Source organism: Prauserella sp. PE36, from assembly GCF_003311655.1.
Classification (GTDB): Bacteria; Actinomycetota; Actinomycetes; order Mycobacteriales; family Pseudonocardiaceae; genus Prauserella_A; species Prauserella_A endophytica.
In genome coordinates this window covers 82,840-104,850 of record NZ_QEQT01000071.1, presented here as the reverse complement: position 1 = coordinate 104,850, position 22,011 = coordinate 82,840, and the positions used below count along the sequence as shown (strand labels likewise).

The window sequence follows — 22,011 nt, the reverse complement described above, 5'->3', positions numbered from 1 at the left end:
CCGGGGTAGTGATCATCGAACCCGGTCTGGTGAGGTAGTTTTGGCCAGCTCACCTCTTCTGCCGCACCAGTAGATCAGTCGGGGAAACCGTGTCTCAGGAGAACAGTTCGACCGAACCGCAGCCGGACGACGAGACCCGCCAGGAGGCGGAGACCACCGAGCCGACCGCACCCGGGTCCGGGGAATCCACCGAACCCACCGAACCCACGGAGCCCACCGAGGCAGCGGAGTCCGCGAAGGCCACCGAGCCCACGGAGCTCACGGAGGCAGCGGGGCCCGCCGAGGCAGCGGAGTCCGCGGAGCCCACGGAGTCCGCAGTGGACTCCGGCCCCGACCGGCGGAAGCTGCGGAAGGCCGGTGTCATCGCGGGTGCCGTGGTCGGCGGGCTCGCACTGCTCTACGGCCTCGACCTGCTGGTGACCCAGGGCGACGTGGCCAGGGGCACGGTTGTCGCCGGTGTCGACGTAGGCGGCATGAGCACCGAGGACGCCGAGCAGCTGCTGCGCACCGAGCTGGAACCCCGGCTCACCGGGCCGGTCGAGCTGGCCGCCGCGGGAACGTCGCACACCCTCGACCCGGCCGCCGTCGGCCTGCGCGTCGACTGGGCCGCCACCGTAGCGGAGGCCGCGCGGCAGCCGCTGAACCCGTTCACCAGGATCGCGTCGTTCTTCTCCAGCGACGACATCGGCGTGGTCTCCGAGGCCGACCCCCGCCGCTTCGACGCCGAGGTGGAGCGACTGCGGGCCGCGGTCGACCGCGACGCCGCCGAGGGCACGGTCCGCTTCGAGGGACTCACTCCCGTGGCGCAGGACCCGGAGGAGGGGGTGAAGCTCGACGTCGCCGAGGCCGGCTCCCGGATCCTGCGGTACTGGCCGGCCGAGGGCACGCTGTCGCTGCCCGTGTCCACCCTCCCGGTGCGCAGCACCCCCGAGACCGTGCGCGCGGCGCTGGAGCAGATCGCCACCCCGGCGGTGTCCGGGCCCGTCACCGTGCACGGCGAGGGAAGGGACGCGGTGCTGCAGCCGGAGGCGATCGCGGCGGCGCTGAAGTTCACCGCGCGCGAGGACGGTTCGCTCGCCCCGCGCATCGACCGCAAAGCCGTCCTCGACGCCGTCGGCGCCGAGCTCGCACCCACCGAACAGCGCGGCCGCGACGCCCGGTTCGTCTTCGCGGGCGGCTCCGTGCGCATCGAGCCGTCCGCGCACGGCCGCGGCATCGACTGGGACAAGACGCTGGCGGGCCTGCCCGACGTGCTGAAGCAGCGCGGCGAGCGCGCGATCACAGCGACGTACGCGGCGCAGCCCGCGGCGCTGACCACCGAGGAGGCGCAGCGGCTCGGCATCAAGGAGGTCATCGGCGAGTTCACCACCGAGGGCTTCGCCTACGACTCGGGCATCAACATCCGCACCGTTGCCGAGAAGGTCGACGGGGCGGTCGTGAAACCGGGGGAGACGTTCAGCCTCAACGGGTTCACCGGTCCCCGCGGACTCGAACAGGGCTACGTCGCCGCCGGCGTGATCTCCAACGGCGTGCCGGGCCGCGCGGTCGGCGGCGGCATCTCGCAGTTCGCGACCACGCTCTACAACGCCGCGTACTTCGCCGGGATGAAGGACACCGAGCACAAGGAGCACAGCTACTACATCAGCCGATACCCGGAGGGCCGCGAGGCCACGGTGTACCAGAACCCGGACGGCTCCAGCGTCATCGACCTGAAGTTCACCAACGACTCGGAGACCGGCGTGGTGATCCAGACGATCTGGACGGAGTCGGACATCACCGTGCGGCTGTGGGGCACCAAGCGCTACGACGTGGAGTCCGTGACCGGCGAGCGCTTCGGCTACACGTCGCCGCCGGTGCAGGTGGAGCCGATCGAGACCTGCTCGCCGAGCAGCGGCGCCAGCGGCTTCAGCGTGACCGACACCCGGATCCTCCGCGACGTAGCCACGGGCGAGGTGGTCCGGCGCGAGCCGCGCACGGTCGTCTACAACCCGCAGCCCGCCATCGTGTGCGAGGAACCCGAACCGGAGCCGGAACCCGAGCCCACCCCGCGGCCGTCCCCCGAGCCGGCGGACGGCGGGCAGGGCGAGAGCGAGCAGCCACCGTCCACACCGGACGCCACGGACGGGGTGAACCCCGAGGGCGCTCAGGGCTCCACGCAGTAGACGGTGAACGCCGAGCGGATCACCGGCTGCGCCACGTTGCGCACCCGGACGCCGCCGGGCGTCACGCCGCGCTCGCAGCCGGCGTGGGCGTGGCCGTGCACCGCGAGGTGTGTTCCGCTGGCGTCCACGGCCTCGCCGAGCTGGTAGGCGCCAAGGAACGGGTAGATCTCCAGCGGTTCACCGTGCAGGGTGTCCGGCACGGGCGAGTAGTGCATGAGCGCGACCCGGATGTCGCACGACAGCGATTCCAGCGCGGACTGGAGCTTGCCTGCGATCTCGATGGTGTGCCCGACGAACGCCTTCATCTCCGGCTCTCCGAACGCGCTCGCGCAGCGGCCCTCGAATCCGCCGCCGAAGCCCTTCACCCCGGCCACGCCGAGGCGGTGCCCGTCGATGGGCAGCACCACGCCGTCGCCCTCCAGCACCTGAATGCCGCCCTCGGTGAGCACCTCGGTGACCTCGGGCACGGCGTCGCCGTGGTGGTCGTGGTTGCCGAGCACGGCGAGCACCGGGACTCCGACGTCCTGGAACTCGGTGGCGACCACGCGCGCCTCCTCCGGAGTGCCGTGCCGGGTCAGGTCGCCCGCGAGCAGCAGGACGTCCGCGTGCTCGGGCAGGTGCTCCAGCGCGGGCCGAAGCCTGCCCTGTGCGTCCGGGCCGAGGTGCACGTCGCCGACGGCCGCGATGCGGATCATCGGAGCACCTCCGGCTCGCCGGGCTCGCCCGCCTCGACCACGTCGACGTCGTTGTGGACGGTCAGCGTGGGTTCCTTCTCGTGTGCCACGCGGTCCAGTTCCTCCTTGCAATGCTGGGAGGCCACGGACCCGCAGAGGTACACGTGCTCGCCCTTCACGGTCACCTGGATACCGAGCTCCGCGGTGCGCGGGTCCTCCGCGAGCGCTCTGCGGATCCTCGCCGCGACGTACTCGGGTGCCTCGCCGTTACCCGGGTTCAGCATCGGACGCTCCTTTCACGCCGAGATCGGTGAGCAGGCCGAGACAGGCCCGCGCGTACGGCGAACCGGCGGTCTCGCGCTCCACCCGCGCCCAGTCGACCTGCTCGCGCAGCGCCCTCGCGATCGGCAGCAGCGGTGTGAGGTCACAGCGGTGCGGGCCGAGCACGAGCAGCTTGTCGACCATCACGTCGGTGGCGGGCAGCACCGGCGCCGAGGTGGCGCCGACCCGGATCTCGTCGCAGCTGTCGAGCAGCTCGGGCGTCACCGCGCGCTGGTTGGGCCTGAAGATGAGGTCCACGAGGCAGTCGCCGTCGTACACCTTGGTGAGCCAGTCCTCCGGTGGGTCCGCGGCGCGCATGCCCTCCGCGATGAGCGCCTTGCGCGCGACACCGGCGTCCTGCTCGGTGACGAAGATGTCCACGTCGTGATCGGAGGCGGGCCCGCCACGCGCGTACACCGCGCAGCCTCCGGCGAGCGCGAACCGCAGCCCGCCCGCCTTGAGCGTGTTCACCACCCTCGTGATGGTGCGCAGCAGCTGTTCCTGGTCGACCTCCATCGTGTTCGGTTACCCGCTCGGCTCGTGGGTATGCGCCGTGTGGAGGTGATGCGGTGATGGCACAACCGAACCCGATCCAGATGCAGAAGTACCTGGCCGGAGTGGACTACCCGTGCTCGAGGGACGACCTCGTCGAGCACGCCAGGAGCAAGGGCGCGGACGACGACGTGCTGGAGCACCTGCGCTCCCTGCCCGAGCGCACCTACGACGGTCCGAACGCGGTGAGCGCGGAGTACTCCAAGACCTGAGAGACCCGACGGCGACCTCCACGCGGCGGGGCGGGGCCACGTTTATGGCGGACGGTTGCGGCCCATCCTCGCCGCAGGAGGTGTGCCATGACCGATCTCGCCGTTGAACTCGACCTGCCCTCGGCCGGACCCGACGAGCCGAACGCCATCCGCATCGACAGCCCGCTCGACGGCGGGCTCGTCGGCAGGGTCGCCAAGGCGAGCAGGCAGGACGTCACCGACGCGGTCGCCGCGGCGCGGGCGGCACGGGTGGCGTGGGCGGGAACCCCCGCCGCGGAACGGGGAGCCGCGCTGCGCTCGGCGGCTGCCGCGATCCGCGATCGGGCCGACGACCTCGCGCGGGTGAACGAGGCCGAGACCGGCCGTCCCGCCGAGGACGCGAAGGAGGGCGTGCTCGCGGGGGCGGGCACGCTGGAGCAGTACGCCGAGCTTGGACCCGTGCACAGGGGGCGCAGCCTGCTCGGCGATCCCGGCGCGACCGACCTGATGGTGCCCGAGCCGAGGGGCGTGGCTGTGGTGCTGACGCCGTGGAACGACCCGGTGGCCGTGGCGTGCGGCCTGGTCGGCGCCGCGCTGGCGACCGGCAACACGGTGGTGCACAAGCCGAGCGAGCGCTGTCCCCACACGGGCCTGTTGCTCGGCGAGCTGATCACGCCGTACCTGCCCGAGGGCGTGCTGACGTGCCTGGCGGGCGACGGCGAGGTCGGCGCGTGGCTCGCCGGCAGTGAGGGCGTCGACCTCATCGCGCACGTCGGCAGCACGGAGGCCGGGCGGGCCATCGCCGGCGCGGCCGCGCGGACGGGCGCGAAGGTGCTGCTGGAGAACGGGGGCAACGACCCGTTGCTCGTCGACGGCGACGTGGACCCCGCGTGGGCGGCGGAGCAGGCCGCGACCGGCGCGTTCGCCAACAGCGGCCAGATCTGCGTCGCGGTGGAGCGGGTCTACGTGCACCGCGCGATCGCCGAGCCGTTCGTCGATGCCCTGACGGGCGAGGCCGAGCGGCTCGGCCTGCTGCCGCTCGTGGACCTGCCGCACCGGGACAAGGTGCACGGGCAGGTCGCCGACGCGGTCGCCGCGGGGGCACGGCTGTGCGCGGGCGGCGTGGTTCCCGAGGGGCCCGGGGCGCGGTACCCGGCCACGGTGCTGGCCGACTGCGCGCCGGACCTGGCGATCATGCGGGAGGAGACGTTCGGGCCGGTGGCGCCCGTGTGTGTCGTCGACGACTTCGACCAGGGGCTTCGGATGGCGTGCGCGGACCGGTACGGCCTCGCGGCGACGGTGCTGACCCGCTCGATGGAGCACGCGCAGCGTGCGTGGCGCGCCCTGCCGGTGGGCACGGTGAAGGTCAACGCCGTGTTCGGCGGCGCCCCTGGCGGCGCGGCCCAGCCGAGGGGCGCCAGCGGCCAGGGCTTCGGCTACGGCCCGGAGCTCCTCGACGAGATGACCACCACCAAGGTGGTCCACGTCGAACCCGCCCCCTGACCCCCTGACTGAACGCCCCCAAGGCCTGACTGAACGCCCCCAAGGCCACCTTTGTTGCGCTCAACGCAACAAAGGTGGCCTTGGGGGCCGGTTGGCGCCGCCGCGAAAGGGGGTTTCGCGTCGAAGGTGTGCGGGTGGTCACCGGGCGAAGAGGCCCACCAGGTTGCCCTTCGCGAGGGTGTGCCCGTCCACGGCGGCGTGGACGTCCTCCGCGCTCGCGCCCTCGCCGAGTCCCAGCGGGCGGTCGACGGCGTAGAGCCGGAAGAAGTACCGGTGCGCGTCGTCACCGACCGGCGGCTGCGGGCCGCCCCAGCCCAGCTCGCCGAAGCCGTTGCGCCCCGGCGTCGCCCCGGAAGGCAGGCGCCCCTCGTCGGCGCCGGTGCAGTCGGGAGCGAGCCCGGTGACGACCCAGTGGGTGAACGTCCCGCCCGGCGCGTCCGGGTCCTCGCACACCAGCGCCAGCTCCTCCGTCCCATCCGGCGCCCGCGTCCACTCCAGCGGCGGTGAGACGTTGTCGCGGTGGTGGGCGTAGCGGTCGGGGATCAGCGTGTGGTCGGTGAACGCCGCGCTGCGTAGCTCCAGCTCGCCCTCGCCTGGCCCGGGCGGGTTGCCCTCGGCGTCGATGGCCGGGTCGCCCCGGCTGGTGCCCCGGGTGCCCTTCGGGCCCGCCGCGCGGTCGGGGTCGCCGTGCGGGCGTGCGGGGTGCTCCCGCCGCAGCTCCTCGTTCGCGGCGCGGTCCGCGCGCTGGTCGTTCACTCCGCTGTCCTCGTACTCGGAGCGCAGCCGAGCACGTTTGACGTCGTAGCCGTGGCTTCCCGGATCCGGCATGGCTCCTCCTTTCCCGATCAACCACAGGAATTGCCGGCACCGGGGGCGGCAAACCTCGGCAAACCTCAGCGCACCACCAGTGTGGTGTCCCCGCGCCGGGGCACCAGCTCGCCGATCACCGGTGCGCCGGGGATCTCGCCCGCGAGCAGCAGGCCGCCGGATGTCTGCGCGTCGGCCAGCAGCAACGCGGTCTCCTCGTCCACGCCGAGCTCGGTGTGCGGGCGGACCCAGTCGAGGTTGCGGCGGCTGCCACCCGGCACGAACCCCGCGCGCAGCGCCTCGCGCGCACCGTCCACGAAGGGCACCGCGGCCGCGTCGACCACCGCGGTGACACCGCTGGCCCGCGCCAGTTTGTGCAGGTGGCCCAGCAACCCGAAGCCGGTCACGTCGGTCGCGCACCTGATCCCCGCGGCCACGGCCGCCTCCGCCGCGGTGTCGTTGAGCGTGGTCATCACCTCGATCGCCTGCTCGAAGCGCTCCGCGGTCGCCTTGTGCCGTGCGTTCAGCATCCCGAGCCCGAGCGGCTTCGTCAGCGACAGCGGCAGCCCCGCGCGGCCGGAGTCGTTGCGCAGCAAGCGATCCGGGTCACCGACACCGGTGACCGCGAGGCCGTACTTTGGTTCCGGGTCGTCCACGCTGTGACCGCCGGCGAGGTGGCAGCCCGCGCTGGCGCACACCTCCTTGCCACCGCGCAGCGCCTCGGCCGCCAGCTCGAACGGCAAGGTCTCGCGCGGCCAGCACAGCAGGTTCACCGCCACCACCGGCTGCCCGCCCATCGCGTAGACGTCCGACAGCGCGTTCGCCGCCGCGATCCGGCCCCAGTCATAGGGATCGTCCACGACGGGCGTGAAGAAGTCGGTGGTGGCGATCAGCGCCTTCCCGTCCTCGATCCGGACCGCCGCGGCGTCGTCGCCGTCGTCGAGGCCGACGAGCAGTTCCCCGTGCGGCTCGGCGGGCCCGCCGCCGGTCAGGCCGCGCACCACCTCTTCCAGCTCGCCGGGCGGGATCTTGCAGGCACAGCCGCCGCCGTGTGCGTACTGCGTGAGTCGGTAAGCCATGCCACCCATCCTCGCGCTGCGGACGCCGACGCGCCTTGCGAAGATGGCGGCATGTCCCAGGGAGGCGCTTCCGGCCTGGTGACCGGCGCGGTCTTCAAAACCGTGGAACGGCAGGCACTGTCGTTGGCGGGTTCGATTCCCGTTCGCCTCCGCCGAGGCGAGGGGGCGCCGCCATGACCGACCCGCGGCGGCGCATCCCGCGCACCGACACGCTGCTCGCCGAGCCGAGGCTCGCGAAGGCGGTGGCCGAGCTTGGTCCCGCGCTGGTGAAGGCGGCCGTCGTCGCCGCGCAGAACCGCGCCCGCGCCGGGGAGATCGCCCCGGAGGACGTCGCCGAGGAGGCCGTCGCCGCCCTGCCCGCCACGGCCTCGTCGCTGCGGCCCGTGCTCAACGCCACCGGGATCGTGGTACACACCAACCTCGGCCGCGCACCGCTGTCCGCGGCGGCGCTCGACGCCGTGCGCGCCGCGGGTGGCGGCACCGACGTCGAGTTCGACCTCCGCACCGGGCAGCGTGCCCGGCGGGGCCGCGGCGCGCTGGCCGCGCTCGCCGAGGCCGTTCCCGACGCGGGCGCCGTGCACGTGGTCAACAACAACGCCGCCGCGCTGCTGCTCTGCGCACTCGCACTGGCGCAGGACGCGGAGATCGTCGTCAGCAGGGGTGAGCTCGTCGAGATCGGCGACGGCTTCCGGATTCCGGAACTGCTGGCGTCGACCGGGGCCCGGCTGCGCGAGGTCGGCACCACGAACCGCACCACGGCGCGCGACTACGCCGAGGCCATCGGCCCGCGGACGGGGTTCGTGCTGAAGGTGCACCCGTCCAACTTCCGCGTCAGCGGGTTCACCGCCGAGGCCCGGATCGGCGAGCTCGCCGGACTCGGCGTGCCGGTGGTCGCCGACATCGGGTCCGGGCTGCTGCGCCCCGATCCGCTCCTGCCGGGCGAGCCGGACGCCACCACGGTGCTGCGCGCCGGTGCCGCGCTCGTCACCGGCAGCGGTGACAAGCTGCTCGGTGGCCCGCAGGCGGGACTGCTGCTCGGGGAGCACGACCTCGTCGAGCGCCTGCGCCGCCATCCCGCCGCGCGGGCGCTGCGGGTCGACAAGCTGACCCTGGCGGCGCTGGAAGCGACCCTGCGCGGTCCGGTCCCGCCCGTGCGTGCCGCGCTCGACGCCGACCCGGAACGTTTGCGGGAGCGCGCGGAGCGCCTCGCCGCCGAACTCCGCGACCTCGGTGCCGACGCCGTGGCGGTGGAGTCGCGGGCGGCGGTGGGCGGCGGCGGGGCGCCGGGCGTGGAACTGCCGAGCGCCGCGGTGAGCCTGCCCGAGTCGTACGCGCGCCGCCTCCGGCTCGGCGACCCGGCCGTCGCCGGGCGGGTCGAGCGCGGCCGGTGCCTGCTCGACCTGCGGACGGTCGCGCCCGCCGACGACCGGTCCCTGCGGGAGGCCGTGGCCCGATGCACGTCCTAGCCACCGCGGGGCACGTCGACCACGGCAAGTCGACCCTCGTGCGCGCGCTCACCGGAATGGAGCCCGACCGGCTCGCCGAGGAGCGGCGCCGCGGACTCACCATCGACCTCGGCTTCGCCTGGACCGAGCTCGACGGCGAGGTGCTGGCGTTCGTGGACGTGCCGGGCCACGAACGGTTCGTGCCCAACATGCTCGCCGGGGCCGGGCCGGTCGCCGCGGCGGTGTTCGTGGTCGCCGCCGACGAGGGCTGGCAGGCGCAGTCGGGCGAGCACCTCGCCGCACTCGACGCGTTCGGGGTGCGCCACGGCCTGCTGGTGGTCACCAAGGCCGACCGCGCGGATCCCGCGCCGGTGCTGGCCTCGGCCAGGGACCGCATCGCGACGACGACGCTGGGCGAGGTGCCCGCCGTCGCGGTCAGCGGCCACACCGGCGAGGGGTTGCCGGTGCTGCGCGAGGAACTGCTCGCGCTCGTCCGCCGCCTGCCCGCGCCCGAGCGAACCGGCGACGTGCGCCTGTGGGTCGACCGCGCGTTCACCGTGCGCGGCGCCGGAACCGTCGTCACCGGCACCCTCGGCGCCGGAACCCTTCGTGGCGGCGACGAGCTGACGCTCGCCGGAACGGGCGAGCGTGTCGTGGTGCGCGGCCTGCAGTCGCTCGGCGAGGCCCGCGAGGAGGTGCCCGCGGTGGCGCGGGTCGCGGTGAACCTGCGGGGTGTCGGCCGCGACCGGGTGCGGCGCGGTGACGCGCTCATCACGCCGGGAGCGTGGGAGAACACCCGGGAGCTCGATGTGCGGCTGCGTGGCGACAAGGCCGCCGATCTCCATCGCGAGTTGGTGCTCCATGTCGGCGCCGCGGCGGTGCCGTGCCGCGTCCGTCCACTGGGGACGGACACGGCACGGCTCACGCTCGCGAGCCCGCTGCCGTTGCGGGCCGGAGACACCGGTCTGCTGCGCGATCCCGGCGAGCACCGGGTCCCCGCGGGGGCCGAGGTGCTGGACCCCGCACCGCCCGCCCTGCGCCGCCGGGGCGCGGCGAGCGCGCGGGCGCACGAGCTGGAGCGCGGCGACCTCGCCGCCGCCCACGTGCGCCGCCACGGCGCGGTGCCGTTGACGCGGCTGCGGGCGCTCGGCTGGGAGCACGCCGGCGTGACGGCGGGTGAGTGGGCCGTCGACGCGGACCTGCTCGCCGCTCTGCCCGCGCGGGCGGCCGAGGCCGTCGAGGCGTTCACCACCGCCGAACCGCTCGCGGCCGGGATGCCTGTCGACGCGCTGCGGCGGGCGCTGGGGGTGCCCCCGGCTCTGCTGCCCACCGCGCTGGGGGGTACCGGGCTGACCGTCCACGATGGGCTCGTCGCGAGCCCGGGGCGCGCGGGCACACTGCCGGAGAACGTCGAACGCGCAGTCGCCGGGATCCTGCGCGGCCTCGCCGAGGAGCCGTTCCGCGCACCCGAAGCCGACGACCTCGCCGCGCTCGGCCTTGGCGCGAGGGAACTGGCCGCCGCCGAACGCGCGGGGAAACTGTTGCGGCTCACCGAGACGGTCGTGCTCGCGCCCGGCGCGCTCCGGCACGCGGAGCGGGTGCTGAGCGGGCTCGCCGAGCCGTTCACGGTGAGCGAGGCCCGCCGTGCCCTGGGCACCACGCGGCGGGTGGCCGTGCCGCTGCTGGAACGCCTCGACGCCGAGGGCGTCACGGTGCGGGACGCCGAAGGCGCCCGCCGCCTGCGCGGCATTGCCTGACCCGCTGCAGTGAAGGCCACCATGCCTGCGTTCAACGCAGTGAAGGTGGCCTTCACTGCAGCTGGCTAGACGTGGTCGCGGGGGATCCTGGTGTCCCAGTTGCGGGATACCACGCGTTGCCCGCCCTCGTAGCCGTCGAGCCGCGCGTGCACGTGGAACTCCGTGGGCGTGCACGTGAGTGTGGTCGACGTCGTGGTCTCCACGTCCCAGTCGCCGCGCGCGAACCGCATCGTCCAGTCGACGCTGCCGCGCACGGAGCCGAAGTCGTCACGCACCCACTCGTACTTCTCGTAGGCGTTGCGGTGCACGTCGAGCCCGATGTCCTCGAACCGGACCACGCCGAGGTCCTTCACCACCTCCAGCGCCGAGTGGTAGTCCACGAGGTCCCGCGACACCGTCCACCGCCCGTCGCCGGGGCGCACGCGCGTGGTGGTGATCGGCGGCGCGCCCTCCGGCTCGCCGAAGGGCGTGGGCACGGGCTCGTCCTGCCTCGGCGGGCGCACCGGCAGCTCCAGCGTGCTGCTGCCCGCGAACACGCTGAGCCGCACCGGTTCCGGCGGTGGCCACGCGAGCGGCCAGTACGACGTGGAGATCGCGAGCCGGATCCGGTGCCCCGCGGGGAAGGCCTGCGCCACACCGTTGAGCGGCACCCGCACCCGGTAGCGCTCGCCGGGCACCAGCGGCTCCGGGCGGTCGTGCCCGTGGCGGTGTGCCAGGTTGAGCAGGCCGTAGCTCACGCGTGTGGCCCTGCCGTCCGGTGCCACGTCGGACAGCCGCACGGCCACCATCGCGCACTCCCGGTCGGCGGCCAGCTCCAGTTCCGCCACCGGCGCGCCGAGGATCTCGTGGCGTTCGCGCAGCGGCTCGCTGTCGAAGACGAGCGACCCGCCGTCCTCCTCGCGCTGGTCGTAGGGCAGGTCGGGCGGGGCGTTGTAGGAGCACCACTTTCCCGCGAACTGGCCGACCGACAGCGGCGACTCCACGCTCAGCTCGCGTTCCGGCTCGGCGGCGCCGTCGGCGGAGATCCGGTGGGGCAGCAGCGTGAGCCGCTGCGCGTCCACGTGCGGCGACGGCCAGCTCGGCTCGCCGATCCAGCGGCCGGGCCGTTCCTCGTAGGCCGTGGACGGCCGCACGCTCTCCTGCATCCAGATCCGCAGCATCGGCTCGTCCAGCACACCGTTGTCCTCGCCCTTGAGCCAGTGGTCCCACCAGCGCACCAGCTCCTGCAGAAAGCCGATCGCCGGGCCTGGCTCGCCGAGGTGCGGGTACTTGTGCGACCACGGTCCGATGAGGCCCTGCCTCGGCACGTCGAGCTCGGCGAGCAGCCGGAAGACGGAGTTCGAGTAGCCGTCGGCCCAGCCGCTGACGGCCAGCACGGGGCAGCCGACCGCCCGGTAGTCCTCGCACACCGACGCGTGCCGCCAGTAGTCGTCCCTGCGCTGGTGGCGCAACCACTCGATGAGCCAGGGTTCGTTGTGCTCGAGGCGGTCGAGCCACATCTCGCGCCAGCGCTCGCCCACCACCGCCGGGTCCGGCGGGCACGAGTTGTACGCGAACATCGTCGACGCCCACGACAGGTTGTCCGAGAGCAGGCAGCCGCCCATGTAGTGCACGTCGTCGGCGTAGCGGTCGTCGCTCGAGCTGAGCGTCGCGACGGCCCCGAGGCCGGGTGGGCGCCGCGCGGCGATCTGCAGCGCGTTGAACCCGCCCCACGAGATGCCCATCATGCCGGTATTGCCGTCACACCACGGCTGTTCGGCAAGCCACGCCAGCACCTCCTCACCGTCGGCGAGCTCCTGCTCCAGGTACTCGTCGGCGAGGATGCCGTCGGAGTCGCCGCTGCCGCGCAGGTCCACGCGCACGGCGGCGTAGCCGTGCCCGGCGAGATAGGGGTGGTGCACCGAGTCGCGCTGCGCGGTGAGGTCGCGCCTGCGGTACGGGATGAACTCCAGGATCGCCGGAACCGGTTGGTCGTCCGCCGACACCGGGCGCCAGACCCGGGCCGACAGCCGCGCGCCGTCGGACATCGGGATCCAGACGCAGTCGTCCTCGCGCACCTCGTACGGCAGTGAGGTCACCGTCCGCAACAAAGCCTCCTAGTCGTCGGCTCGCTCCTCGATCTCGAACGGCAGCGCCTTAACACACCGTTCGTACTTCGCGGTCAGCTCCGCCTGGTCGTCGGCTCCGATGTGGAGGTCGGCCAGCTCGTAGCTGTAGCTGTCGGCCGCGTACTGCTCGGACAGCCGCGCTCCCTTCTCGGTCGTCACGTCGATCGAGACGCCCGGCACCTCGCGCTCGATCCGCTCGACCTCCTCCGGTGTCGGCACGCGGCGCACGACGCCGTCGGTGAACCGGCGCAGGAAACACTTGGCGGCCATCGCGTACCGGCCCTCGCGCCGCGGCATCCGCGGGTCGCGGCCGAGCGCGAGGCTCACCATGCAGTGCAGGTTGGACACACCGTCCACGTGCTCGAACAGCCGGGCGTGCGACTGGGACAGCCGTGGGTTGATCTCCAGCACCCACACGCGGTCGCCGTCCTCCTCCACGAAGAACTCGATGTCGAACGTGGTCGCGGTCAGGCCCAGCCGCTTGCAGAGCCGCTTCGAGATGTCCGACACGCGCTCCTGCACCGTGGCGGGCAGCGCCGAGGGGTACTGGTAGCGCAGGAAGCTCGAACTGTCCGGATAGGACACCGAGTCGACCACACCGTACACGTGCGGCTCGCCGTCTACGCTGTAGCCCTCGACGGTGATCTGCGCGCCGCCGACCGCCTCCTCGGCCAGGCACGCCCGCGCGCCGGCCTCGGCGATTTCCGGCGGCAGGTCCAGCCTGGCGAGGACGGCGTCGAACGGACCGGATACGTCGTCGATGCCCTCCCGGATCGCCCGCACGGCGTCGGCGAGCGCGGCATCACCGTCCACTTCGAACGCGAGCTTGGACGAGGCGGACTTCACCGGCTTGAGCCACACCGGGTATCGCAGCCCTTCTGGGAGGGCGGATTCGCCGTCGAGGTCGACGAGCCCGAATCCGGGGTACTCGTCGATCACCGCGCGCTGTTCGAGCCTGCTCCAGTACTTGTGCTCGCACTTGGCGATGGACTCCAGGCTCGGGCACGGTAGCCCTCTCGGCTCGCACAGCGCCGGAACCAGGGAGGTGACCGGGAAGTCCCAGTACCCCGTGATCGCGTGCACCGGCCCGTCGAACGCGTCGAGCTCCCGGTCGGCCCTGGCGAGCAGCCGGTCGTAGTCGGTATCGCCGATCCGCATGGCGTCCACGTCCAGCAGGCCGTGGAACCGGTAGTTCTCCGCGCCGGGCAGCCGTTCGAGCACCTCGCGGTTCGCGTCGTCGAGTCCGAGGACGAAGATGTTCTCGGGCACGCTCGGTCCTTTCTGGGAAACCCTGATTCGTGGTCCCAGGATGACCATTGGCCGAGGTGTTAAACCGGCGTCACCGCACGCCCCGAGGCCGGAACTGGATGCTGATGCGCGGGCCCACCGGCTTGCTCGTCTTGGGGACGGCGTGCTCCCACGTGCGCTGGCACGAGCCGCCCATGACGATCAGGTCGCCGTGCCCCAGCCCGTAGCGCACCGTGCCGCCTGGCCCGTTCCTCGGCCGCAGCAGCAGTGCCCTCGGCGCGCCCACCGACAGGATCGCCACCATCGTGTCCTCGGTGCTGCCCCTGCCGATCGTGTCGCCGTGCCACGCGACGCTGTCCCGGCCGTCGCGGTAGTAGCACAGCCCCGCGGTGCGGAACGGCTCACCGAGCTCGGCGCCGTAGTGCTCGGTCAGCAGCTCCCGCGCCCGCGTGAGCACCGGGTCCGGCAGCTCGTCGTCCTCGCCGTAGAAGCTGAGCAGGCGCGGCACGTCCACGGTGCGGTCGTACATCCGCCTGCGCTCCGCGTGCCACGGCACCCGCGTGACCAGCCGGTCGAACAACGCGTCGGCCCCCGTCAGCCAACCCGGCAGGACGTCGACCCACGCGCCCGAGCCCAGCTCCGTGCGCCGCACGTCGTGGAGCGGGCCGAGCGAGGTGGCATCGCTGGCGCCGAACAGGGAACCCTGGAGTGCGACATCCATGCCGGTGAGCCTACCGGTGATCGAACAAGTGTTCTACCCCAAGTGGAGCGGAAAGCGGGGATTCGCATGGCGACCGTGGAGCTGACCAGCGACAACTTCGAGGAGGTCGTGGGAAGGGACGGCATCGTGCTGGTCGACTTCTGGGCCTCGTGGTGCGGGCCGTGCCGTCAGTTCGCGCCCGTGTACGAGCAGGCCGCGGACCGGCATGCCGACATCGTGTTCGGCACCGTCGACACCGAGGCGCAGACCTCGATCGCGCAGGCGTTCGGCATCTCGTCGATCCCGACGCTGATGGCCGTCCGCGACGGCGTGCTGCTGTACGCCCAGCCGGGCGCGCTGCCCGAGCACGCGCTGGAGCAGCTGATCGGCAAGGTGCGCGACCTGGACATGGACGAGGTCCGCAGGGAACTCGACAAGCAGGCCGAGGACAAGCAGGCCTGAGAGCTGCGCCATCGCTGACAGCCCTTGCAGTGAAGGCCACCTTCACTGCGCTGAACGCAGTGAAGGTGGCCTTCACTGCATGACGGGCGTCAGAGCTGGACCAGGTCGAGGGCTTGGGTGAGCGAGTCGGCGGGGCTGCCCGCGGTGATGATCGTGTAGGCACCCGGCCACGGGTTGACGTGCGACTCCGCCTGCGCGCACTTCTCCGAGCCCGATCCGCCCCTGCGCGCCGTCATGGTCTTAGGCGCCCAGCAGCACAGCCGCACGAGCTTGCTGTGGGTGTCCCTGGCGAGGTCGGTAGCCGCCATGCGGTGGTCCGGCGCCATCCATGACGCGTCGAGCACCACGGACGTGCCCATGCCGAGCCGGGTCGCCGCGCGCCGGAGCAGCTCGGGGTAGGACCGCTCGGCGTGCTCCTGGTCGCGCAGGCTGAGCACCGGCGCGTGCAGGTGGTCGCCCAGCGCGCAGCTGAGGGTCGACTTGCCCGAGCCCGGCAGCCCGCCCACCAGGATCAGCCGCACGGTCGCCTGCCGCAGGTGCCGCAGCGCGCGCTCGGCGTGGCCGCCTGCCAGCGCGTGCCAGGCGAGGAAATGGTGGCGCAGCGTGTCGGGAGCCGGGTCGCCGGTGTGCTCGGTGTACTCGTCGAGCAGCAGTGCCGCGTCCTCGGCCCGGCCCTCCGCCTCCAACCCGGCGGCGACGCCCGCGGCCTCGTCGAGCCCGTCGACCCAGCCGCCGCGGGAGTCCGCGATCACCCTGCCCCGCTCGGCCCGGTCGGCGAACAGCGGCTCGCGCCCGGCCAGGAACTCACCGGCGAGGCGCTGGATCTCGCCCGGATGACGGGCTCTGCCCACGGCACGCCAGCGCTCGCGCATCGCCTCCCACCTGCTCTCGCGGCCGCGGTCGGCGACGGCATGGCACTGCGCGAGCGCTCGGGCCCGCTCGCGGACGGTGGAACGCGGTCCGTTGACCACGTTCCCAGTGTGCGACCCGAAGGGCCCGTGGGGGAAGACCCGACCGTTCACGCAGCCGGTGAAGCCGCCATCCGGAACCGCCCGCCAGGTCGACAAGCCTCCTACACTTGGACCATGCATCGACCTCGACCGGTGACCGAGGTGCCCGACGTGGTCGGGTTCGGGGCGCAGGACGCGTGCTCGATCGTGCGGCGTGCCGGTCTGGTCCCCGTCGGGCCCGACGACGGCGCCGAGCCGACGACGGGTGTGGTCACGGCGCAGCGTCCCGTGGGCACCGCCGGTGCCGAGGAGGGCGCCCACGTGGTGTTGTGGACCCATCCCGGTCGCGAGACGGAGAGCGAGCTCGTGCCGCCGACGCCGGTGGAGGCGGGCGAGCTGGACCCCGTCTGAGCCCCGGTCGGAGGTCGTTCAGCCGAGGTCGAGCCGCGCGAGCACGGGCCGGTGGTCCGAGCCGGGCGCGTCGCGCCGGTCTGCCGGGTCGTCGGTCACCGAGTCACCGCCCTCGCCGGTGAGCACCGCGCTCACCGAGCCGACGAGCCGGTGGCTGACGAGGACGTGGTCGATCAGCTCCCGGCGACCCTGGTAGGTCCTGGAGAAGCGGTGTTTCTCCTCGATCAGCGGGGCGAGGTTCCACAGCCGTGCGCCGTCGCCCCGGTCGGAGCGGCCGAACCCAGGCGTGTGCAACTCCGAGCCGGGCGGTCCCTGTAGCAATGTCGTGGTGGCCGCGTACTGCTCGTCGTTGAGGTCGCCCAGCACCGCCAGCGCCCGCTGTTGCCCCTCGCCGTCGAGCAAACGCGTCGCGAACCCGCGGACGGTCGCCGCCTCCGCGGCCCTGCGGCCAAGCGCGTAGACGGCGAACCTGGCACGCTCGTCCTCGTCCCTCGGCGAGAACCGGCCGCCGGGGAAGGTCAGCAGCTTCGACTTGAGGTGGCACGACACCAGCGTCACGTCCAGCCCGCCCGCGCGGACGACAGCCTTCAGCGCCGGCCTGCCCATGCGGCCCGTCGTGCGCCCGTCGTCGTCCACCTGCACGGCGGCGAGCTTCTCGGGAAACCGCGCGACCTCCTCGCGGTCGGTCAGCGGCAGCCGCGAGAGGAACCCGACCCGGATGCCGCGCGCGTCGGGCTCGGCGAGCTCGATCTCCCAGTCACCGCCCACGCGGGCGGCTAGCTCACGCAGTGCTTCCGGATCGCCGACCTCCTGCACCGCCAGGACGTCCGGCTCAAGGCTCCGGATCGTGTCCGCGAGCGCCGCGAGCTTGGCCTCGTAAGCGTCTTGTGTTCTCGGCCCGGCTTCTCCACCGGGCTTGAAGAGGTTCTCCAGGTTCCACGTGCCGATCGCGATCATCACGACCTCCGTTCACCGGCGCCCCCCGAGACGACAGTGACGTGCTCACTGTCGTCTCGGCGGCGCCGGGCGGCAAGGGCCTTCCTTCCTTGTTCACGCACTCGTCGCCGGGGTGATGTTCTGGTTGAAGCGGAACACGTTCGCGGGATCGTGGACGGTCTTGAGCGCCGCGAGCCGCTCGTGGTCGCCGGGGTCGTAGCCCGTGCGCGCGTCGGTCACCGTGCCGTACACGAAGTTAAGCGACCGGCCGAGCGTCGTGGGCGCCAGCGCGGCGAGCACGCGTGCGTGCGCGGCGCGGGCCGTTGCGGCGTCCACCTCCCCGTCGAGGCCGGAGAGCACGCGCACGAGGAACCCGGCGTCGCGGTGCCCGACCGCGCTGTCGACGCCGCCTTGCCGCAGCGCGCCGCCGAGGTGCCGGAGGTCGACCACGCACGGCACGGGTGAGTCCGGCCCGGCGAGGTCGACGATCGCGCGCAGCGCCGCCGCGTCGAGCCCGTGCACGAACGCGTTGTCGCCCACATACGAGTGCGGATCGGCGGGGTCGTTGTAGATCGAGGGCGAGGCGGAGTACGGCAGCTCGCCGAGGTCGTCGCGCAGGCGCGGCGCCACGGCCCGCAACGGAGCCACCAGCGCCTCGCCTTCACTCACGCCGCCGAGGTGGGCGATGCGCACGTGCACGAGATACTTGCCCCGCAACGGTTCAGGCACCTCCGGTGCGTCCGGCACGGGCACCATGCCGACGGACGACGTCAGCTCGTCGGGCACTGTCGCCGTCCAGTTCCGGTACGCCTCCAGCACTTCGCCTGCGTGGGTGCCGTCGAAGAGGAGCCCGCCGCCGTAGAGCCGCGCCACCGGCACCAGGCCGAGCTCGAGCCCCGTCACGACGCCGAAGTTGCCGCCGCCCCCGCGAAGCGCCCAGAACAGGTCAGGGTCCTCCTCGGCGCTCACCTCGCGGACCTCGCCGTCGGCGGTGACCAGCTCGACGCGGCGCACGTGGTCGGCGGCGTAGCCGTAGCGGCGCGCGAGCGGGCCGAGGCCTCCGCCGAGGGTGTAGGACACCGCGCCGACGTCTGGCGAGGAACCGCTCAGCGGAGCCAGCCCGTGCTCACCGGCGGCGTCGAGCACCCGTCGCCAGCGCACCCCGGCGCCGAGCCACACCGTGCGTTCCGCCGGGTCGACGCGCACGGTGTCCATGCGCCGCGTGCTGATCAGCACCGCGTCCTCGGTGGCGGGTGCGACGAGTCCGTGGCCGGTGGCCTGCACCGCCACGCCGAGCCCGTTGGCGGTCGCGTACCGCACCACCGCGCGCACGTCGGCCGTGTCGAGGGCCTCCACGATCGCGGCGGGCCGGTGGGTCAGCCCGAGCTGGAAGCCGGAGCGCGCGTCGGCGTAACCCTCCCCGCCCTCGCCGCCTTCGTCGTCGGGAAGGTGGAGCGGGCCGCGGAGGTGGTGGGCGAGGTCCTCGAGGTGGGTCGCGGAAGCGGTCATGAAGCCAGCCTGCGGCGGGGCGCACCAGAAGTCCAACAGCTGATTCTGCTCGTAGCTATCATGATCAGTTATGGAGCTGAGACAGCTGCGGTACTTCGTCACCGTGGTCGACGAGGGCGGCTTCACGCGTGCCGCGGAGAAGCTGCACGTCGCCCAGCCGGGCGTGAGCGCCCAGATCCGGCAGCTCGAACGCGAGCTGGGACAGCCGCTGCTGGACCGCTCGGGCCGCTCGGTGCGGCTCACGCAGGCCGGCTCGGCCGTGCTGCCGTACGCGCGGGCCGCGCTCACCGCCGTCGAGGGCGCGCGGTGCGCCGTGGACGAGCTGACCGGGCTGCTGCGCGGCAGCGTCGCGATGGGCATGCTGCCCTCGTGCGCGCCGCTCGGCGTCGCGGACCTGCTGGCCGGCTTCCACGAACGGCACCCCGGCGTGGAGGTGTCACTCACCGAGTCGGACGCGGGCACGCTCCTCGACGGCGTGCGCGAGGGGCGGCTCGACGCGGCGCTCGTCGCGTTCGGCGGCGGCGCCCCCGAGGGCATCGCCACCCAGACGGTGCTCGACGAGCACCTGGTCGCGGCCGTCCGGTGCGGCGACCCGCTGGCCGGGCGCGACACGGTGCCCCTGCGGGCGCTCGCGGAGCGCCATCTGATCAGCCTCCCGCCCGGCGGCGGAATGCGCGCGATCCTCGACCACGCGTGCACGGCCGAGGGCATCACACCGCGGATCGCGTTCGAGGCGGGCGATCCCGGCGTGCTGGCCGACCTGGCGAGCCGGGGACTCGGCGTGGCGATCGTGCCCGAGTCCACCGCCCGTGACCGCGCAGACCTGTGCGGAGTGCCGATCGTGCGGCCCCGGCTGCGCGGGACGGTAGCGCTGGCCTGGCGTGCGGCCGGGCCCAGCGGACCCGCGGCGCGGGCGTTCCTCGACCATGCGCGGAGCTCGCTCGCCGCGTTCGCCGTCGCCCCGTCGTGATAGGACGGACGCGTGGCAGGGGAGATCCGTTGGTCGACGCTCGAGGCGACGCTGGAGCGCATCACCTTCGCCAACGAGGAGACCGGCTACACGGTCGCGCGCGTCGACCCAGGCCGGGGCGGCGACCTGGTCACCGTCGTCGGCTCGCTGCTGGGCGCGCAACCCGGTGAGGCGCTGCGGATGCGCGGTCGCTGGGCCTCGCATCCACAGTACGGCAAGCAGTTCCACGTCGAGGACTACCGCACGGTACTGCCCGCCACCGTCCAGGGCATCCGGCGCTACCTCGGGTCCGGGCTGGTCAAGGGCATCGGCCCCAAGCTCGCCGACAAGATCGTCGGGCACTTCGGCGTCGACGCGCTGGACGTGATCGAGCGGGAGCCGGAACGACTGATCGAGGTGCCCGGCCTCGGCCCCAAGCGCACCGGGCTGATCGCCCGCGCGTGGGAGGAGCAGAAGGCCATCAAGGAAGTGATGGTCTTCCTGCAGGGCATCGGGGTGTCCACGTCGCTGGCCGTGCGGATCTACAAGCAGTACGCCGACACCGCGATCGACGTGGTGCGCACCGAGCCCTACCGTCTCGCCTCCGACGTGTGGGGCATCGGCTTCAAGACCGCCGACACCATCGCCAAGGCCGTCGGCATTCCGCACGACAGTCCACAACGGATCAAGGCGGGGCTGCAGTTCACCCTGTCCGAGGCCACCGGCTCCGGCCATTGCTACCTGCCCGACCAGCAGCTGATCGCCGAGACGATCAAGATCCTCTCCGTGGACGCCGGACTCGTCATCGACTGCCTCGCCGAGCTCGTGGCCGAGGAGGGCGTGGTCCGCGAGGAGCTGCCCGGCGACGACGGCGGCACCGAGGCGGCGATCTACCTGCTTCCGTTCCACCGGGCCGAGGTGGCGCTCTCGGCCCAGCTGCTGCGGCTGCTGCGCACCTCCGCCGACCGGCTGCCCGCGTTCGCGGACGTGGACTGGAGCAAGGCGCTGGCGTGGCTGCACCGCGCCACCGGCGCCGAGCTGGCACCCGAGCAGGAGGCCGCCGTGCGGCTCGCGCTGACCGAGAAGGTCGCGGTGCTCACCGGCGGGCCCGGCTGCGGCAAGAGCTTCACGGTGCGCTCGATCGTCGCGCTGGCGGCCGCGAAGCAGGCCAAGGTCGTGCTGGCTGCGCCCACCGGGCGCGCGGCTAAGCGGCTCACCGAGCTCACCGGGCACGAGGCCGCGACCGTGCACCGGCTGCTGGAACTGAAACCTGGCGGCGACGCGGCCTACGACCGGGACCGGCCGCTGGAGGCCGACCTCGTCGTGGTGGACGAGGCGTCGATGCTCGACCTGCTGCTGGCCAACAAGCTCGCCAAGGCCATCGCACCCGGCACCCACCTGCTGCTCGTCGGCGACGTCGACCAGCTGCCCTCGGTGGGCGCCGGCGAGGTGCTGCGCGACCTGCTCGCCGAGGGCACCCCCGTGCCGCACGTGCGGCTCACGCGGATCTTCCGGCAGGCGAGCAAGTCCGGCGTGGTGACCAACGCCCACCGCATCAACGCCGGCGACTACCCGCTCACCCATGGCCTGCCCGACTTCTTCCACTTCAACGTCGACGACCCGGAGGAGGCCGCGCGGCTCACCGTCGACGTCGTCGCGCGGCGGATCCCCGCGAAGTTCGGCCTGGATGCGCGCCGCGACGTGCAGGTGCTCGCGCCCATGCACCGGGGCCCGGCAGGCGCCGGCGCCCTCAACGCCGGGCTGCAGGAGGCGCTCACCCCCGCGCGGCCGGGCCTGCCGGAACGCCGCTTCGGGGGCCGCGTCTTCCGGCCCGGCGACAAGGTCACGCAGCTGCGCAACAACTACGACAAGGGCGCGAACGGCGTGTTCAACGGCACGCAGGGCGTGGTGATCGCGCTGGACTCCGACGAGCAGAAGCTCACCGTGCGCACCGACGACGGCGAGGACGTCGACTACGAGTTCGCCGAGCTGGACGAGCTGGCCCACGCCTACGCCGTCAGCATCCACCGCTCGCAGGGCAGCGAGTACCCGTGCGTCGTGGTGCCCGTGACCACGAGCGCGTGGATGATGCTGCAGCGCAACCTGCTCTACACGGCCGTCACCAGGGCGAAGAAGCTGGTGGTGCTGATCGGGTCGAAGCGGGCCATCGGGCAGGCCGTGCGCACGGTCGGCGCCGGGCGCAGGCACACCGCGCTGGCCCATCGCCTGTGTGCCTGACGCGCCCAG

At 73.1% G+C, this 22,011-nt stretch carries 20 protein-coding genes and 1 tRNA gene; 10 read left to right on the top strand and 11 right to left on the bottom strand.

Annotated elements, in window-relative coordinates; all coding sequences use genetic code 11:
- Positions 1-89: 89 nt before the first annotated feature.
- Positions 90-2,162, top strand: coding sequence for a VanW family protein (locus tag DI005_RS19415; protein ID WP_233520205.1), 2,073 nt, complete (start codon positions 90-92; stop codon positions 2,160-2,162).
- Here DI005_RS19415 and DI005_RS19410 read toward each other — a convergent pair.
- From DI005_RS19410 to DI005_RS19400, 3 genes are read right to left on the bottom strand one after another with little or no spacing between them, the layout of a single operon-like run.
- A complete protein-coding gene (locus DI005_RS19410; protein WP_112274294.1) occupies positions 2,144-2,857 on the bottom strand; it encodes a metallophosphoesterase in 714 nt (237 codons plus the stop codon). The genes DI005_RS19415 and DI005_RS19410 overlap by 19 nt on opposite strands.
- On the bottom strand, positions 2,854-3,120 hold the full coding sequence (locus DI005_RS19405; protein ID WP_112274292.1) for a BON domain-containing protein: 267 nt from the start codon (positions 3,118-3,120) through the stop codon (positions 2,854-2,856). Before DI005_RS19405 ends, DI005_RS19410 begins: the two co-directional genes overlap by 4 nt.
- Positions 3,104-3,673 carry a nucleotidyltransferase family protein gene (locus DI005_RS19400; protein WP_112274290.1) on the bottom strand — a complete coding sequence of 190 codons (570 nt, stop codon included), beginning with the start codon at positions 3,671-3,673 and terminating at the stop codon, positions 3,104-3,106. The genes DI005_RS19405 and DI005_RS19400 overlap by 17 nt, the downstream gene beginning before the upstream one ends.
- A 56-nt stretch (positions 3,674-3,729) precedes the next feature.
- Here DI005_RS19400 and DI005_RS19395 point away from each other — a divergent pair, with 56 nt between their 5' ends.
- Together DI005_RS19395 and DI005_RS19390 are read left to right on the top strand one after the other, a co-directional pair.
- Positions 3,730-3,921: a DUF2795 domain-containing protein gene (locus DI005_RS19395; protein ID WP_110339494.1), complete on the top strand. Its 192-nt coding sequence runs from the start codon at positions 3,730-3,732 to the stop codon at positions 3,919-3,921.
- An 87-nt stretch (positions 3,922-4,008) separates the two neighbouring features.
- A complete protein-coding gene (locus DI005_RS19390; RefSeq protein ID WP_113643020.1) occupies positions 4,009-5,403 on the top strand; it encodes an aldehyde dehydrogenase in 1,395 nt (464 codons plus the stop codon).
- A 138-nt stretch (positions 5,404-5,541) separates the two neighbouring features.
- On the opposite strand, the gene DI005_RS19385 is transcribed toward DI005_RS19390, so the two are convergent.
- A complete protein-coding gene (locus tag DI005_RS19385; protein ID WP_233520208.1) occupies positions 5,542-6,027 on the bottom strand; it encodes a YbhB/YbcL family Raf kinase inhibitor-like protein in 486 nt (161 codons plus the stop codon).
- Between the two features lie 269 nt (positions 6,028-6,296).
- Positions 6,297-7,289, bottom strand: coding sequence for a selenide, water dikinase SelD (selD, locus tag DI005_RS19380; RefSeq protein WP_113643019.1), 993 nt, complete (start codon positions 7,287-7,289; stop codon positions 6,297-6,299).
- 60 nt (positions 7,290-7,349) lie between these two features.
- Here selD and DI005_RS19375 point away from each other — a divergent pair.
- The 3 genes from DI005_RS19375 (at position 7,350) to selB (ending at position 10,491) form a co-directional block, all read left to right on the top strand.
- Positions 7,350-7,441 (top strand) — tRNA-Sec (locus DI005_RS19375).
- 21 nt (positions 7,442-7,462) lie between these two features.
- Positions 7,463-8,755: an L-seryl-tRNA(Sec) selenium transferase gene (gene selA, locus DI005_RS19370; protein ID WP_113643018.1), complete on the top strand. Its 1,293-nt coding sequence runs from the start codon at positions 7,463-7,465 to the stop codon at positions 8,753-8,755.
- A complete protein-coding gene (gene selB, locus DI005_RS19365) occupies positions 8,743-10,491 on the top strand; it encodes a selenocysteine-specific translation elongation factor (RefSeq protein ID WP_113643017.1) in 1,749 nt (582 codons plus the stop codon). The genes selA and selB overlap by 13 nt, the downstream gene beginning before the upstream one ends.
- 65 nt (positions 10,492-10,556) lie before the next feature.
- Here selB and DI005_RS19360 read toward each other — a convergent pair whose 3' ends face one another.
- From DI005_RS19360 to DI005_RS19350, 3 genes are all read right to left on the bottom strand, one after another.
- Entirely contained in the window at positions 10,557-12,578 is a 2,022-nt protein-coding gene (locus DI005_RS19360; protein ID WP_113643035.1) for a CocE/NonD family hydrolase, read from the bottom strand.
- Positions 12,579-12,587: 9 nt separating this feature from the next.
- The gene (locus tag DI005_RS19355) at positions 12,588-13,868 is read right to left on the bottom strand and encodes an acetyl-CoA carboxylase biotin carboxylase subunit family protein (protein ID WP_113643016.1); all 1,281 of its coding nucleotides are present in this window, start codon (positions 13,866-13,868) and stop codon (positions 12,588-12,590) included.
- A gap of 70 nt (positions 13,869-13,938) precedes the next feature.
- Positions 13,939-14,568 carry an alpha-ketoglutarate-dependent dioxygenase AlkB gene (locus tag DI005_RS19350; protein ID WP_112274277.1) on the bottom strand — a complete coding sequence of 210 codons (630 nt, stop codon included), beginning with the start codon at positions 14,566-14,568 and terminating at the stop codon, positions 13,939-13,941.
- Positions 14,569-14,634: 66 nt separating this feature from the next.
- On the opposite strand from DI005_RS19350, the gene DI005_RS19345 reads away from it, so the two are divergent.
- The gene (locus DI005_RS19345; protein ID WP_112274275.1) at positions 14,635-15,009 is read left to right on the top strand and encodes a co-chaperone YbbN; all 375 of its coding nucleotides are present in this window, start codon (positions 14,635-14,637) and stop codon (positions 15,007-15,009) included.
- An 89-nt stretch (positions 15,010-15,098) separates the two neighbouring features.
- Here DI005_RS19345 and DI005_RS19340 read toward each other — a convergent pair whose 3' ends face one another.
- On the bottom strand, positions 15,099-15,980 hold the full coding sequence (locus DI005_RS19340; protein ID WP_147263868.1) for an AAA family ATPase: 882 nt from the start codon (positions 15,978-15,980) through the stop codon (positions 15,099-15,101).
- A 114-nt stretch (positions 15,981-16,094) separates the two neighbouring features.
- Between DI005_RS19340 and DI005_RS19335 the strand changes: the two genes are divergently transcribed.
- Positions 16,095-16,370: a hypothetical protein gene (locus DI005_RS19335; protein ID WP_112274271.1), complete on the top strand. Its 276-nt coding sequence runs from the start codon at positions 16,095-16,097 to the stop codon at positions 16,368-16,370.
- A gap of 18 nt (positions 16,371-16,388) precedes the next feature.
- Here the strand turns inward: DI005_RS19335 and DI005_RS19330 are convergent, their stop codons facing one another.
- The gene (locus DI005_RS19330; RefSeq protein ID WP_199542993.1) at positions 16,389-17,327 is read right to left on the bottom strand and encodes an endonuclease/exonuclease/phosphatase family protein; all 939 of its coding nucleotides are present in this window, start codon (positions 17,325-17,327) and stop codon (positions 16,389-16,391) included.
- A 93-nt stretch (positions 17,328-17,420) separates the two neighbouring features.
- Entirely contained in the window at positions 17,421-18,815 is a 1,395-nt protein-coding gene (locus tag DI005_RS19325) for an FAD-binding oxidoreductase (protein ID WP_113643014.1), read from the bottom strand.
- Between the two features lie 70 nt (positions 18,816-18,885).
- On the opposite strand from DI005_RS19325, the gene DI005_RS19320 reads away from it, so the two are divergent.
- Positions 18,886-19,785, top strand: a complete 900-nt coding sequence (locus DI005_RS19320) for a LysR substrate-binding domain-containing protein (RefSeq protein ID WP_113643013.1) — start codon at positions 18,886-18,888, stop codon at positions 19,783-19,785.
- 12 nt (positions 19,786-19,797) lie between these two features.
- Complete coding sequence (locus tag DI005_RS19315; RefSeq protein ID WP_233520204.1) at positions 19,798-22,002, top strand: ATP-dependent RecD-like DNA helicase; 2,205 nt, start codon at positions 19,798-19,800, stop codon at positions 22,000-22,002.
- Positions 22,003-22,011 lie beyond the last annotated feature (9 nt).